Genomic DNA, 13,854 nt, shown 5'->3' with positions numbered 1-13,854 from the left:
GGAGTACGAGCGTCCGGCGACGGCGCGGAAGGAGGCGTGATGGACTGGGTCGTCGAACTCGTGACCGACCTCCGCGCACCCGTCCTCTACGCTCTCGTCGTCGCGGTCGTCTTCGCCGAGACCGCGGTGCTGTTGGGCATGTTCCTTCCCGGCGAGACCGCGGCGATCGTGGCCGGGGTGCTCGCGGCCCAGCGCCAGATCTCGCTCGAGGTCGTGCTCCCGCTGGTCGCGGTCGCGGCGATCGCCGGCGACACCACCGGCTTCCTGCTCGGTCGCCGATTCGGCCCGGCCCTGCTGAACGGCCGGCTGCTGCGCCGACGTCGCGCGCAGATCGACCGCGCCACCGCCACCCTGCGACGGCACGGCGCGCTCGTGATCGTCGCCAGCCGGTTCCTGCCGTTCCTGCGGACGGTCACCCCCGGTGCGGCCGGTGCGTCCGGCGTACCGGCCCTGACGTTCCTGCCGGCCGCGCTGGCCGGCGGCCTGCTGTGGGGCATCGGTTCCCCGCTGCTGGGGTACGTCGCGGCCGACTCGTACCACCGGGTCGAGGAAGTGATCGGCAACACCGGGCTGGTCGTGCTGGCGCTCTTGTTCGTCGGCTGGTGGGCGGTTCGGCGGCGGCGGAGGCGGCAGGCCCGGAAGGCCGAGGACCCCGACACCGAGAGACCGGTGGACGTACCCGCCCCGCCGGTCGTGCCGGTGGTCTCGACGCTGCGTCGCGTCCTGGCCGGCGGCTACGCCGGCACCGCGCTCGGCGTCGTACGGCCCCGGCGGCGGACCGATCGTCGTCGCCCCTGACCGGCATTTCGCCCTCCGCCGAACCGCTACCCGGGGATCTCCGTCGCCGAGGAAGCCAGGAAGGCAGAGAATGTCGGTGAGCGGGGACGGCGGAGGGGTGCGAACGGTGGAGATCGGGCTGCTGGGTGCGGTCGAGGTCACGGTCGACGGCGCGAGCGTCTCCGTCGGTGGCCACCGGCTGCGTGCGGCGTTCGCCCGGCTCGCGCTCGACGCCGGGCGCATGGTCACGGTCAGCACGCTCGTCGACGCCGTCTGGGGCGACGATCCGCCCGCCGGCTCGGGCAACGCACTGCAGTCCCTGGTCAGCCGGTTGCGTCGAACGCTGCCCGCCGGTGTCGTCGAGTCCGCCCCGGCCGGTTACCGGCTCGCGGTCGCACCGGAGTCCGTCGACGTCCACCGGTTCGAACGCCTGGCCGCCGCCGGGCGGCGCACGCTAGAGAGCGGTGATCCGGCCGGCGCCGCCGAGACGTTGCGTGAAGCCCTGAGCCTCTGGCGCGGCCCGGCGCTGGCCGACATCGGGGACGCCCCGTTCCGGGCCGCGGTGGTCACCCGCCTGGAGAACGCCCGGCTGGCCGCGATCGAGGATCGCATCGACGCCGATCTGGCGCTCGATCGGCACCCGGAGGTCGTCGCCGAGCTCGAGGAGCTGACCGCCGAACACCCGCTCCGCGAACGTCTGCACGCGCAACTCGTGCTCGCGCTCAACGGCGCGTCGCGGCAGGCCGACGCACTCACCGCGTTCGACCGCATCCGGCGGCGCCTGGCCGACGAGCTGGGCGTCGACCCCGGCGCGGTGCTCAAAGGCGCGTACACCACCGTGCTGGGCAGCCCCGGCGTACCGGCCAAGCAGTCCGTGCGCATGCCGGCCGCGCCCCGGCCGGTCACCACGAACGGCGCGCGCACCCGGGGCAATCTGCGCCCGCAGCTGACCACGTTCGTCGGACGGCGCACCGAGCTCGCCGCGGTCGCCGACCTGCTCGCCGCCGAGCGGCTGGTGACGCTCATCGGCCCCGGAGGCGCCGGGAAGACGCGCCTGGCCGAGGAGTCCGGAGCCCGCCTCACCGATCGCAACACCGGGGGCGTCTGGATGGTGCCGCTCGCGCCGATCGGCGAGGGCGACGAGGTGCCGCAGGCCGTGCTCACCGGCCTCGGACGCCGTCAGGTCGGTCTGCTCGACACGAAGCTCTCCAACGAGGCCAGCGCCCCGCAGGACGTGGACGCGATCCTGGTGAAGGCGTTGAGCGCCGGTCCGACGCTGCTCGTGCTGGACAACTGCGAGCACCTGCTGGAACCGATCGCCGCACTGGCCCACTCGCTGCTGCTGGACTGCCCGGAGCTGCGCATCCTCGCCACCAGCCGGGAGCCGCTCGGCGTTCCCGGCGAACGGCTCCACCCGGTACCCAGCCTCGCCCTGCCGCCACCGGGGCGGTTGACGCCGGCGCAGGCCGCCCGCTACCCGGCCGTCCAGCTGCTCGTCGACCGGGCCGCCTCGGTGCGTCCCGGCTTCGCGCTCACCCCGGAGAACGTCGACGCGATCGTCGAGATCTGCCGCAGCCTGGACGGGATGCCGCTGGCGCTCGAGCTGGCCGCTCCCCGGCTGCGCTCGCTCTCCCCGGAGCAGCTCGCGGCCCGGCTCGGCGACCGGTTCCGGCTGCTGACCGCGGGCAGCCGCACCGCGCTCCCCCGCCACCAGACGCTGCACGCGGTGGTGGCCTGGAGCTGGGAGCTGCTGACCGCCCAGGAGCAGGTCCTGTGGCGGCGGCTGTCGCAGTTCCCCGGCGGAGCGACCGTCGACGCCGCCGAGCGGGTGTGCGCCGACGACGACCTGCTCCGCCCCGGTGACGTGCTGGAGACGCTCGCGTCGCTGGTGGACAAGTCACTCGTGGAACTCGTCGCGGAGGCCGAACCGCCGCGCTACCGGATGCTGGAGACCGTCCGCGCGTTCGGCGCCGAGCAGCTGGAGACGGCCGGTGAGACGGCCGCCACCCGGGACGCGTTGCTGGCCTACTTCGTCGAGCTGGTCGAGACGGCCGAACCGAAGCTCCGGAGCCCGGAACAGCGCACCTGGGCGAACACGCTCACCGCCGAGTACGAGAACATCACCGCCGCGCTGCGCTGGGCCGTCGACCAGGGGCGCGGTGACCCTGCGGTCCGGCTCGTCGCCGGGCTGGCCTGGTACTGGGCGCTGCGCGGCGCGCACGCCGAGGCCGACCGGTGGGCGACCGCGGTGCTGCCCCTCGCCGACCAGGCGCCCCCGGTCAGCGCCGCGATCGTCACCGCGTTCGCCGGGCTGACCGCGGCGAGCCTGCGCAGCACCTACGAGGAGGCGAAGCGCGAGGCGGAACGGGTGACCGAGCTGATCAAGCCGTTCGCGACCGCACCCGACGCCCATCCCGTGCTCGTGCTGGCCGACAGCATCATCCATTTCCTCGGCGACCGGAACGACCAGGTCCAGGAGAAGCTCGAGCGGGTCTACCGGCACCCCGACCCGTGGGTCAGCGCGCTCGCGCTCTTCCTCGACGCGAACCTCCACGAGAACGACGGCGACCTGCTCGTCGCGGAGCAGCTGTTCGAGTCCGCGCGCTCGGCGTTCGAGTCGATCGGTGACCGCTGGGGCCGCGGTGCGGTGCTCAGCTCACTCGCGTCGATCAAGGCGCTGCGCGGGGACCACCGCGGCGCGATCGAGGCGCTGGAACAGGCCCGAGCGCTGATCTACGACTTGAACGGGTTCGACGACCTCCCCCGCGTCCTGCTCTGGCTGGCGCTGGAGTGGGCCCGGATCGGCGACTTCGAGCGGGCCCGGGCGTACCTGGACGAGAGCACCACCCACGTCGCCCGCCTCGGCGACGACGACAACGCGGTGGGCTTCCTGGGCGCCGCGCGTTCGACCGTCCTCCGGCTCACCGGCGACCTCACCGGCGCCGCCGCCCTGCTCACGACCGAGATCGAGCGGTACAGGGCGCACCCGTACGGCCCTCCGCAGATCTACGCGCTGCTGCTCGCCGACTACACGTACGCGCTCGTCGCCGTCGGCGAGGCGGAGCAGGCCGTCGACTACGTGCTGGAAGCGCTGAGCCAGGCCGCGGAGGCGCACGACTCCCCCGTCCTCGGGGGGTCGCTCGACACCGCGGCGGCCGTCGCGCTCGCACTCGGCGACCCGGCCGGAGCGGCGCAGCTCCTCGGTGCCGCGGCCCTGGTCCGCGGGCTGCCCGACCTGGGAAATCCGGACGTGGTGCGTACCCGGGAACTCGCCGCCGAGGCGCTGGGCCCATCGACGTTCGAGGCCCGGTACCGCGACGGCGAGACCATGCCCAAGGACGACGTGCTGGACCTGGCCCGCGAACTCCTGACTCAGGTGCGCCGGCGGTAGACCGCCAGCGAGAGCGGAACGAACACCGCGCAGAGCACCGCGACCGAGATCACCACCTTGACCGCGGGCCCGGCGATCGCTCCCTGGCCGGTGAGCAGGCCCCGGGTCGCTTCGACGACGAACGTGACCGGGTTGACCTTCACCCAGGCCTGCAGCCAGCCCGGGAGCGTGTCGGTCGGCACGAACAAGTTGCTGCCGAACGTCAGCGGGAACATCAGCATCCCACCGATGCCCTGCACCGTCCGGGGGTTGCGCAGCAGCAGGCCGACGAGCGCGGTGACCCAGCAGAGTCCGAACGCGAACAGCAGCACGAGCGCGCAGGCGGCGAGCGTGGAGAAGGGATCGGTCTCGATCCGGAATCCGATCACCGCACCGAAGCCCAGCACGACCGCGATCGTCACCAGGTAGCGCACCACGTCGCCGAGCACCGCGCCGATCAGCGGGGCCGACCGGGCGATCGGCATCGTGCGGAAGCGGTCGAACACCCCCGTCTGCAGGTCCCCGGCGAGGCTCTGGCCGACGCCGAGGCTGGCGAACGCGACGCTCTGCACGAGGATGCCGGGCAGCACGAACTGGAGGTAGACGTGCCGGTCGCCGGTCACCGCGCCGCCGAACAGGTAGACGAACAGCAGCACGAAGATGATCGGCTGCAGCGTGAGGTCGAGCAGCTGCTCCGGCGAGTGCTTGATCTTGATCAGGCTGCGCCAGGTGAGCGTCAGCGAATGCCGGAGCGTCCGTACCGGCCCGAACCGGACCGGAGCTTCGTCCACCGGCGACGAGGGCGTCGTGGCCACCAGGGTCGCGGTCATGCGGCGTCCTCGGCCGGGTGGCCGGTGAGCGTGAGGAACACCTCGTCGAGGCTGGCCCGGCGCAGGCCCAGCTCGCCGACCGCGATCCCGGCGTCGTCCAACCGGCGGACGACGTCGGCGAGCAGCGTGGGTTCCGCGACCGGAGCGGTCACCAGCCCTCGGGCCTGGTTCCGGGTGGGTCGCACCCGGGTGACCGCGGCCACGATCGCCTCGACGTCGGCGAGGTCGGCCTCATCGAGCGGGTGCACCTCGATCGTCTGGTCGCCGACCTGCGCTTTGAGCTGGTCGGGGGTGCCGGTGGCGATCAGCTCGCCGCGGTCGATCACCGCGATCGAATCGGCCAGCTGGTCGGCCTCGTCGAGGTACTGGGTGGTCAGCAACACGGTCACGCCGTCGGCGACGAGCGCGCGGATCGTGGACCAGACCTCGCCGCGGCTGCGCGGGTCGAGGCCGGTCGTCGGCTCGTCGAGATAGATGACGTCGGGGTGGCCGACGAGGCTCGCGGCCAGGTCGAGCCGGCGCCGCATGCCGCCGGAGTACGTCTTCGCCGAGCGGCCGGCCGCCTCGGTGAGCTCGAAGCGTTCGAGCAGTTCACGGGCGCGGGCCTTGGCGTCCCGGCGGGACAGCTCGAGCAGCCGGCCGATCATCGTCAGGTTCTCGGTGCCGGTCAGGTCCTCGTCGATCGACGCGTACTGCCCGGTCACCGCGATCCGGGCCCGCACCGACTGCGCCTGGGTGAGAACGTCGAAGCCGCCGACGCGGGCCCGGCCGGCGTCGGGCTTGATCAGGGTGGCCAGCACGCGGACCGCGGTGGTCTTCCCGGCCCCGTTGGGGCCGAGCACGCCGAGGATCGTGCCGGTCGGGACGGCGAGGTCGACGCCGTTGAGCGCGGTCGTCGACCCGAACCGCTTCACGAGGCCCTCGGCCTCGATCGCGTAGGACATCGCGGAGTCTCCTGTCAGCGGGATGACTCCACGGTGCGCGCTCGCGCTGTCAGGCCTCGCACATCTCGCTGTCAGGCCTTTTCCGTGCGCTGCGCGGGCTCGGTCTCGGCCGGCACCGCGGGCGCGACGGGCTGCTCGGCGCGGGCCGCCGCCACCCGTCCGAGCTTGCTACGGCGGCGGCGCACGAACGCGATACCGACCAGGCCGAGCACGAACCCGGCGACGCAGGTCCAGATCCACCACTCGTCGTCGTGGTCGGAGAGCCAGCCGCGGCCGAAGGTCGCCAGCACGAGGGCGCCGACTCCCCAGAGCACGGTGCCTGCCGTGACGACGCTCACCGCGTCGACATCCAGGGGCTCCGGCGTCGGACGTGTCGGACGGCGAGCCATATCGGCAGCGTAACGCGGGAGTGGTCCGGCGCGGCGGAGAGGGGCCGCACCGAACCTCGCCGTTACTCGCAGGCTTGCTTGAACTTCACTCCGGCCGCGGTGACTTCGCCCGAATCCGGGATCGACGGGTTGGGGTCGTTGGCCAGGTTGCTGACCTTGTCACCGAGCTTGTCGTACGCCGCACCGAGGTCCTTGGTGGCGTCCTCGAGGTCGCCGTCACCCTTCGCACCTTCGGTGCGGATGTCGTCCGCGAGCTTGTGGTACGACTCCCCCAGCGCCGCCGGGTCGTCGACGTTCTTCACCGACGACGAGGTGAACTCCTTCACCACCGTCTGGATGTTTTCGCACGCCTCGGTGTTGTCGGCGCCGATGAGCGAGCAGCCCATCGTGCCGGCTAACGCCGCGGTCGCCAGTGCGGCGCCGACAAACCTCGGAACGAGTCGAGCCATCGTGCTTCCTTCCCCGTCTTCGCTAATTGCTCACTGCCGCCACAGAAGTTAGCTTCTGTCGCTCTGACGCCGTCTCCCGATTTCGTGCCCTCATGCGGGCGGCGGCGAGCGTGAGCGCGGCGATCAGCACCGCGGCGCCCCCCAGCAGCAGGCCGGCCCGGGGGCCGTAGCGCTCCGAGATCGGACCGACGATCAGTGAGCCCAGCGGAGTACCACCGAGGAAGACCAACATGTACAGCGACATCACGCGGCCACGCAGGTGTGCGGGCGTACCGAGCTGCACGCGCGCGTTCGCCGCGTTGTTGTGCGCGATGAAGGCCAGACCCACGAACAACAACACGAGCGCCGCGATCCCGAAGTTCGGAGTGAACGCCACCGCGCACTCCAGTACGCCGAACACCACCGCGCAGCTCAACACCCAGCGGGCCGAGGGCCGCGTGGTGCGCCGGGCTCCGATCAACGCACCGATCAACGCCCCACCGGCGAACGCGGCCGAGAGCAGACCGAACGACGCCGGACCGACGTCGAACTCCACCTTGGCCAGCAGCGGCAGCGTCAGGTTGAAGTTCATGCCGAGCGTGCCGAGCACCGACATCATCGCGATGACCAGCAGCAGGTCCTTCCGGCCCCAGACGAAACGCAGGCCCTCGGCGACCTGGCCCCTGCCCCGCTCCACCCGCTTACCGGTGAGCAGGTCGCCGGGGCGCATCGCGAACAGGCCGATCAGCACCGCCACGTAGCTGGCCCCGTTGAGCAGGAACGCGGGGCCGGTGCCGAACGTCGCGATGACCAGACCGCCGACGGCCGGGCCGAGCAGACGCGCGGAGTTGAACGTCGCGGAGTTGAGCGACACCGCGTTGGGCAGGCGGTCGGGGCCGACCATCTCGGAGATGAACGACTGCCGGGTCGGGGTGTCGAACGCGTTCACGGTGCCGAGCAGGAGCGCGAACACGTACACGTTCCACAGCTGCGCCGAGCCGGTGACCACGAGTGCGCCCATCCCCAACGCGAGCAGCATCGATGCCGCCTGGGTGGCGATCAGCACCTTGCGCTTGTCCAGCCGGTCGGCCAGCGCGCCGGCCCAGAGCGTCAGCAGCAGCACCGGGGTGAACTGCAGAGCGGTCACGACGCCGAGCGCGGTGCCGGAGTTGTGCGACAGGTCCAGCACCAGCCAGTCCTGCGCGGTCATCTGGGCCCAGGTGCCGGTGAGCGAGACGATCTGGCCGCCCGCGAACAGCCGGTAGTTCCGGACGCTCAACGAGGAGAACATGGTTCGTAGTGCGGGGCTCATGCGCGGGCCAGCCGTTCCAGGATGGTGGCCGCCGCGCGGAGCGTCTCCCGGTCGGAGGGGTCGAGCTCGGCGATCCGGGCCGCGAGCCAGGCCTCCCGCGCCTGCCGGTCGGCCGCGATCAGCGTGTCGCCGTCCGGCGTCATCGAGAGCACGATCTGCCGCCCGTCGGTCGGGTGCGGAGCCCGGCGGACCAGGCCACGCTCCTCCAGCACCGCCACCGTGCGGGTGGCGGCCGGTGGCTGCACCCGCTCGATCTCGGCCAGCCCGCGCGGCGTGAGCTCACCACCGCCCTTGGAGATGCTGAACAGCGCCGAGATCTGGGTCATCGTCAGACCGTGCGCCGGGCGCTCGGCCCGGAGCCGGCGGAAGAACCGCCCGGTGGCCGACCGCAGCCGGACCGCCAACTCGTCGTTCTCGTGCGGATCCGTGACTGTCACCTTCTCGTTGTTTCGCACAACTCATTACCTCAGGTAACGATCTCTCGGAACTCCGCATTCCGCCAGTGATATTCAGGTGACATGCGTCTGTTCGTCGCGGTGCTACCGCCCCCCGTTCGCCGTGGACCATCTCCGGAGCACCGTCGAGACGCTGCACGTGACCCGGGCGGACGCCGGCGTCGTGCGCTCGGACATGTGGCACCTCACGCTCGCGTTCCTCGGCGAGGTCACCGATCCGGAGATGGTTCGCGATCGGGTCGCGGAGTGCGCCGCCGACAAAATCCACCTGATGCGCAGCACCGCGAACGCCTACGACTCACTGGCGGACTGGCCCGTACCACCACAAGGCCCCTGCTTGAACCTGGAGCCCGCCCAGGGCGACGCTGCCGATCGGGCGGGAGGACGCCGCGTATAGCTGATACTCAAGTCCTCCCGCCCGCTCGGCAGCGTCGTTCTGGGCGGGCCGCCCACCTACCAGGCGTAGGCCTCGGGGGCGGGTTTGCCGGGGTTCGGGAAGGGAGCCGGGAACAGCTCGTCGAGCTTGCCCAGAGTGTCAGCGTCGAGCGCCAGCTCCGCCGCGCGCAGGCCGCTGTCGAGCTGCTCACCGGTACGCGGCCCGACGATCGGCGCGGTGACGCCGTCCTGCGCCAGCAGCCAGGCGAGCCCGACCTCGGCGGGGTCGTGCCCGAGGTCGGCGCAGAGCTTCTCGTACGCCTCGAGCGTCGTCCGGTGCTTCTCCAGGCCGGCCGCGGCGCGCTCGGAGCTGCTCCGCGAACCGTTGCCCTCACGCTGCTTGCGGATCGCCCCCGAGAGCAGGCCGCCGTCCAGCGGCGACCACGGGATGACTCCGATGCCGTACTGCCGGGCGGCCGGCAGCACCTCCAGCTCGATCCACCGGTTGAGCAGGTTGTAGTACGACTGCTCGCTCACCAGCCCAAGGAAGTGCCGAGCCTTGGCCGCCTCCTGGGCCTGGGCGAGATGCCACCCGGCGAAGTTGCTCGACCCGACGTACAGGATCTTGCCCTGCTGGCGCAGGACCTCCATCGCTTCCCAGATCTCGTCCCACGGGGTGTCCCGGTCGACGTGATGCATCTGGTAGAGGTCGATGTAGTCAGTTTTAAGACGTTTGAGGGATTCGTCACAGGCGCGCCGGATGTGCAGCGCGGAAAGCTTCGACTGGTTGGGCCAATCACCCATTCCGCCGTAGACCTTCGTGGCGAGAACAGTGCGCTCACGGCGTCCGCCACCGGAGGCGAACCAGTTACCGATGATCTGCTCGGTGACGCCCTCTCCGGTTTTCCGGCCGTAGACGTTCGCCGTGTCGAAGAAGTTGATTCCCTGGTCATGGGCGGTGTCCATGATCCGGTGGCTGTCCGGCTCCGAGGTTTCCGGGCCGAAGTTCATCGTCCCCAGGCAGAGCCTGCTGACCCGGAGCCCTGACCGCCCCAGCCGGACGTACTCCATGCTGCACCTCCTGTGCTCTCCCGAAGCCTAGGCCGACAACGGCGATCCAGCCGTGCGGCGATCTGGCAGGGTGGGGGACGTGCTGGAGATCCATACCGAGATTCGGGAGACCGGTCCAGATCGGTACGCGACGCTCATCGACGGCGGTTGGGCGATCGGTTCGTCGCTCAACGGAGGCTATCTTCAGCTGCCGGTCGTGAGAGCGGTGCTCGCAGCCGAGGGCCATCCGCACCCGGTGGCCGTCACCACCGACTACCTCCAGGCTCCGCACGCCGGTGAAGCCGAGATCGTGGTGGAGCGGCTGCGCACCGGCAAGACGATCGGTACCAGCCGGGCCACGCTGATCCAGGACGGCCAGCCCTGCCTGGTGTCTTCGGTGGTCACTAGCACGCTGGATTCGAACGCCCCCGACGTCGACCTGGCGCCGCCGATCGAGTTGCCGTCGCCCGACCAGTGCACGCGGATCCGGTCGGACGTCATGCCGGGCACGAACCTCGCGTTGATGGACCACGTCGACGTCCGGCTCGCCCCGGAGTTCGCGAACGTGGTGCGGGGCCGGCCGGACGGCAGCATGGCCCTGCGTGGATGGGTGCGGATGGTGGACGGGCGCGATCCCGACCCGCTGGTGTGCCTGCTCGCGGCCGACGCGTTCCCGCCGGTGACGTTCACCATCGGGCGCTACGGCTGGGCGCCCACCGTGCAGCTGACGACGTACCTGCGGGTGCTGCCGGCGCCGGGGTGGCTGCGGTGCGAGCTCCGCGGGCGCGTGCTCGCGAACGGCTGGTTCGACGAGGACTGCACGATCCGCGACTCCGCCGGCCGCCTGGTGGCCCAGTCCCGCCAGATAGCCCGCATCCCCCGAGTCCCCACCCCCAGCCCCACCGAGAACTGAGCTGGCTTTTGGTCTGAACCTGGAGCCCGCTCAGGGCGGCGCCGGCAGTCGAGCGCGAATCCGCCGCGTATAGCTGATACTCAAGGGTTCGCGCTCGCCTGCCGGCGTCGTCCTGAGCGGGCCGCCTACGGCCTACGGGCGCCGGAGCCGAAGAGGATGTCGTCCCAGCTGGGGAGTTCGGCTTTGCGTCCGCGGCCGCTGCCGGCCTTGGGCGGCTGGGGCTCGGGGCGGGCCGGGCTCGCGGTGGGGGGCGTTCCGACGCCGGTGGGGTCGAGGCGCTCGCGCCAGTCGTTCCGCCCGGCGAATCCACCGCCGGAGGTCGGCGTGGCGTCACCGGTGCTCACGTCGCCGCGGCGACCGGCCGGGCGTCGCGGGTCGTCGCCCCACGGGTCGGGGCGGCGCACCTCGTCCGGGCGCGCGCCTCCGGCCGGGCGGGGCTCGTCGAGCCACCCGGCGGACCGTCCGCCGCTGATCGGCCCGTCGGCCGAGCCCGGGGAAGCGACAGCGCCGCGCCCGTCTCCACCGAGACCGTCACGCCCTCCGAGGCCTCCACGACCACCCAGGCCGGTGCGTCCGCCGAGCCCGTCACGTCCGCCGAGGCCGTCACGCCCGCCGAGCCCGGGAGCATGCCCCGGTGCGCCGTGACCAGGCGTGCCGCCCTGTCCGGGCGTACCGCCGGGGCCGGGTGCACCGCCGTGCCCAGGTGCGCCGTGCCCGGGCGCGCCCGGCTGAACAGCGCCGCCGCCGAGGCCGGGAGCGGTGCCGCCGATGGTCGGGGCCGTGGCCGCCGCCGCAGGACCGGATCCGGCGTCCGCGGCCGGCGGCTCCGGGTTCGGCGTGGGGGCGTGTTCACGCGAGGGCTCGGACCGGCGGAAGTCGTCGAAACGCGGGTCGAGCGCCCGACCGCGACCGCTGTCCCGAGCGGCCTGCCGAAGGTCGCCACGCCCCTCCCGGGGCAGCTCCCGCGGAACCTCGCGCGCCGGAGCGGCCACGGCCTCCGCCGAAGCGACTGCCACTGGCTCTTCCCGCCGACGCTCGTCGCGCCGCCGCAGCATCGAGAGCGCCGGTACGACCGGGCCCTCCTTGGGGTCGGCGTCCTCCGGCAACTTCCCGGGCTGCACGCCGAAGGCGAGCATCTGCTCGTCCGGCCCGACCAGCAGGTCTTCCTGCTTCTCGCTGGAGAGGAAGTTCGCCATCTCGTCGACCGGCGACACCATCGAACGGGCGCGGTCGAGGTCCCAGATCGCGTGCGCGGTCGCCTTGCCCGACGGCCACGTCGCCGTGGTACGCCAACCGCCGTCTTCCCGGCGGTAGCTGTCCCACGCGACGGTCTCCACGTCGATGCCGTGCGCACGAAGACGCGCGTCGACGACGTCCGCGAGCGTCTGTCCGCTCTCGGCGCCGCGCAGACGCGTGCGCCGCGCCAGCTGGGCCATCGCGGCGCGCTCCTGCAGCACGGGACCGGCGAAGCGTAGGACCTTCTCCATCGGAACGTTCGCGAGTCGAGCGACGTGTTCCGCCGACTCACCGGAACGGATCCGGGACTGAATGTCACGCGGCGTCAACGTCGCCTCCACATCCATCGATAGCTGACCGGGGGTACCGGTCCGCTCCCGCTGGACGGCGGCGATCACCTGGTCGTCGATGGCGAGCGAAAGCATCCGCCCGACCTCGTCGGTCAGAATCATGGCCTGCCCGTCAGCGGAGAGCGCGACGAACCGCAACGGTCGCATTGCGACCTCCCTCTCCAGACACCGGCGAGCGTGCTCACCATACGACGGCAGGGCTCGTGTGCCCCGCATACCACGCCGAATGGGCGCGCCGTTCTCCGGCCAGACCTACGTTACGCACCAAACGTCTTATTTGTCTGTCCCGACGCGCGGATCACCCCAGAGCGGCCACTGTGTAGTCGATCGAGGCGGTCAGCTTCGCCACGTCGGTCGGGTCGATGCCCGGGAACATCGCGATGCGCAGCTGGTTGCGACCGAGCTTCCGGTACGGCTCGGTGTCGACGATTCCGTTCGCCCGCAACACCTTCGCCACCGCGGCCGCGTCGACCGACTCCGCGAAGTCGATCGTGCCGACGACGTGCGAACGCTTCTCCGGGTCCTTGACGTACGGCGTGGCGAACGACGAGCTCTCGGCCCACTCGTAGAGCGTCCGGGCCGACTCGGTGGTGCGCTGCGTCGTCCACGCCAGACCGCCCTGGGCGTTGAACCAGTCCACCTGCTCGGCGGCGAGGAAGATCGTCGTCAGCGCCGGGGTGTTGTAGGTCTGGTCTTTGCGCGAGTTGTCGATCGCGGTGACCAGGTCCAGGAACGCCGGGATGTACCGCCCGGACGCGCTGATCCGCTCGACCCGCTCCAGCGCGGCCGGCGACATGATCGCCAGCCACAACCCGCCCTCGCTGCCGAGCCCCTTCTGCGGCGCGAAGTAGTACACATCGGTCTCCGAGACGTCCACCGCGAGCCCTGCGGCGGCCGACGTGCCGTCGTGCAGCATCAGGTGGTCGCCGGGCACCCGGCGCACCGGGATCGCGACTCCGGTGGAGGTCTCGTTGTGCGGGGTGGCGTAAACGTCCACACCGTCCTCGAACTCGAACACCGGGGCGTCGCCGGGAGCCGACTCGACGATCGTCGGGTCCCCCAGGAACGGCGCGACCTTGGCGGCCTTGGCGAACTTGGCGCCGAACTCGCCGAACGAGAGGAACTGGGCGCGATCGCGGATCAGCCCGAACACCGCGGCCTCCCAGAACGCGGTGGTGCCGCCGACACCGAGGATCACCTCGTAACCGTCGGGAAGCGCGAAGAGCGTGGCGAGACCGGCTCGAAGGCGCGCCACCTCGTTCCGCACGGTCGCCTGCCGGTGCGACGTCCCGAGGAAGCTGCGGCCCGTCGCGACGAGGGCGTCGATCGAGTCGGGGCGGACCTTCGACGGGCCGGAACCGAACCGACCGTCAGCGGGCAACAACTCTGCGGGGATGGTGATGGTCACGCGAAGATCCTCCCACC

13 protein-coding genes are annotated in these 13,854 nt (G+C 71.7%); 4 read left to right on the top strand and 9 right to left on the bottom strand.

All coding sequences use genetic code 11. The features are described 5' to 3' along the window. Positions 1–39: 39 nt before the first annotated feature. Together CRYAR_RS02860 and CRYAR_RS02855 are read left to right on the top strand one after the other, a co-directional pair. Complete coding sequence (locus CRYAR_RS02860; protein ID WP_051569652.1) at positions 40–798, top strand: DedA family protein; 759 nt, start codon at positions 40–42, stop codon at positions 796–798. Between the two features lie 106 nt (positions 799–904). Beyond that, positions 905–4,168 (top strand): AfsR/SARP family transcriptional regulator, encoded by a 3,264-nt coding sequence (locus CRYAR_RS02855; protein WP_035860254.1) that lies wholly within the window; start codon positions 905–907, stop codon positions 4,166–4,168. Here CRYAR_RS02855 and CRYAR_RS02850 read toward each other — a convergent pair. The 6 genes from CRYAR_RS02850 to CRYAR_RS02825 all read right to left on the bottom strand — a co-directional run bounded on the left by CRYAR_RS02850 (position 4,150) and on the right by CRYAR_RS02825 (position 8,487). Beyond that, positions 4,150–4,977, bottom strand: a complete 828-nt coding sequence (locus tag CRYAR_RS02850) for an ABC transporter permease (protein WP_035848280.1) — start codon at positions 4,975–4,977, stop codon at positions 4,150–4,152. The genes CRYAR_RS02855 and CRYAR_RS02850 overlap by 19 nt on opposite strands. Beyond that, positions 4,974–5,921 (bottom strand): daunorubicin resistance protein DrrA family ABC transporter ATP-binding protein, encoded by a 948-nt coding sequence (locus tag CRYAR_RS02845; protein ID WP_035848278.1) that lies wholly within the window; start codon positions 5,919–5,921, stop codon positions 4,974–4,976. Before CRYAR_RS02845 ends, CRYAR_RS02850 begins: the two co-directional genes overlap by 4 nt. 71 nt (positions 5,922–5,992) lie before the next feature. Further along, positions 5,993–6,310, bottom strand: coding sequence for a DUF2530 domain-containing protein (locus tag CRYAR_RS02840; RefSeq protein ID WP_035848276.1), 318 nt, complete (start codon positions 6,308–6,310; stop codon positions 5,993–5,995). A 62-nt stretch (positions 6,311–6,372) separates the two neighbouring features. After that, the gene (locus CRYAR_RS02835) at positions 6,373–6,759 is read right to left on the bottom strand and encodes a hypothetical protein (RefSeq protein WP_157017288.1); all 387 of its coding nucleotides are present in this window, start codon (positions 6,757–6,759) and stop codon (positions 6,373–6,375) included. 22 nt (positions 6,760–6,781) lie between these two features. Beyond that, positions 6,782–8,029: an MFS transporter gene (locus tag CRYAR_RS02830; protein WP_051569650.1), complete on the bottom strand. Its 1,248-nt coding sequence runs from the start codon at positions 8,027–8,029 to the stop codon at positions 6,782–6,784. Positions 8,030–8,046: 17 nt separating this feature from the next. After that, positions 8,047–8,487, bottom strand: a complete 441-nt coding sequence (locus CRYAR_RS02825; RefSeq protein WP_035860248.1) for a MarR family winged helix-turn-helix transcriptional regulator — start codon at positions 8,485–8,487, stop codon at positions 8,047–8,049. A 121-nt stretch (positions 8,488–8,608) separates the two neighbouring features. Between CRYAR_RS02825 and CRYAR_RS02820 the strand changes: the two genes are divergently transcribed. Then, on the top strand, positions 8,609–8,902 hold the full coding sequence (locus CRYAR_RS02820) for a 2'-5' RNA ligase family protein (RefSeq protein WP_035848271.1): 294 nt from the start codon (positions 8,609–8,611) through the stop codon (positions 8,900–8,902). 56 nt (positions 8,903–8,958) lie between these two features. On the opposite strand, the gene CRYAR_RS02815 is transcribed toward CRYAR_RS02820, so the two are convergent. Beyond that, positions 8,959–9,951, bottom strand: a complete 993-nt coding sequence (locus CRYAR_RS02815; protein WP_035848269.1) for an aldo/keto reductase — start codon at positions 9,949–9,951, stop codon at positions 8,959–8,961. A gap of 79 nt (positions 9,952–10,030) precedes the next feature. Here CRYAR_RS02815 and CRYAR_RS02810 point away from each other — a divergent pair, with 79 nt between their 5' ends. Continuing rightward, a complete protein-coding gene (locus CRYAR_RS02810) occupies positions 10,031–10,843 on the top strand; it encodes a thioesterase family protein (RefSeq protein WP_063725855.1) in 813 nt (270 codons plus the stop codon). Positions 10,844–10,968: 125 nt separating this feature from the next. On the opposite strand, the gene sepH is transcribed toward CRYAR_RS02810, so the two are convergent. Continuing rightward, positions 10,969–12,576, bottom strand: coding sequence for a septation protein SepH (gene sepH, locus CRYAR_RS48435; protein ID WP_051569648.1), 1,608 nt, complete (start codon positions 12,574–12,576; stop codon positions 10,969–10,971). A gap of 151 nt (positions 12,577–12,727) precedes the next feature. Continuing rightward, the gene (gene serC / locus CRYAR_RS02800) at positions 12,728–13,837 is read right to left on the bottom strand and encodes a phosphoserine transaminase (protein ID WP_035848267.1); all 1,110 of its coding nucleotides are present in this window, start codon (positions 13,835–13,837) and stop codon (positions 12,728–12,730) included. Positions 13,838–13,854 lie beyond the last annotated feature (17 nt).

Source organism: Cryptosporangium arvum DSM 44712, from assembly GCF_000585375.1.
Taxonomy (GTDB): Bacteria; Actinomycetota; Actinomycetes; order Mycobacteriales; family Cryptosporangiaceae; genus Cryptosporangium; species Cryptosporangium arvum.
The sequence above is the reverse complement of the archived record's forward strand: the minus strand, read 5'-3'. Positions and strand labels throughout refer to the sequence as shown.

Coding starts and splice junctions, on each gene's coding strand:
- sepH (WP_051569648.1), bottom strand. CDS start 12,576: ATGCGACCGTTGCGGTTCGTCGCGCTCTCCGCTGACGGGCAGGCCATG.
- CRYAR_RS02850 (WP_035848280.1), bottom strand. CDS start 4,977: ATGACCGCGACCCTGGTGGCCACGACGCCCTCGTCGCCGGTGGACGAA.
- CRYAR_RS02835 (WP_157017288.1), bottom strand. CDS start 6,759: ATGGCTCGACTCGTTCCGAGGTTTGTCGGCGCCGCACTGGCGACCGCG.
- CRYAR_RS02815 (WP_035848269.1), bottom strand. CDS start 9,951: ATGGAGTACGTCCGGCTGGGGCGGTCAGGGCTCCGGGTCAGCAGGCTC.
- CRYAR_RS02845 (WP_035848278.1), bottom strand. CDS start 5,921: ATGTCCTACGCGATCGAGGCCGAGGGCCTCGTGAAGCGGTTCGGGTCG.
- CRYAR_RS02840 (WP_035848276.1), bottom strand. CDS start 6,310: ATGGCTCGCCGTCCGACACGTCCGACGCCGGAGCCCCTGGATGTCGAC.
- CRYAR_RS02860 (WP_051569652.1), top strand. CDS start 40: ATGGACTGGGTCGTCGAACTCGTGACCGACCTCCGCGCACCCGTCCTC.
- CRYAR_RS02830 (WP_051569650.1), bottom strand. CDS start 8,029: ATGTTCTCCTCGTTGAGCGTCCGGAACTACCGGCTGTTCGCGGGCGGC.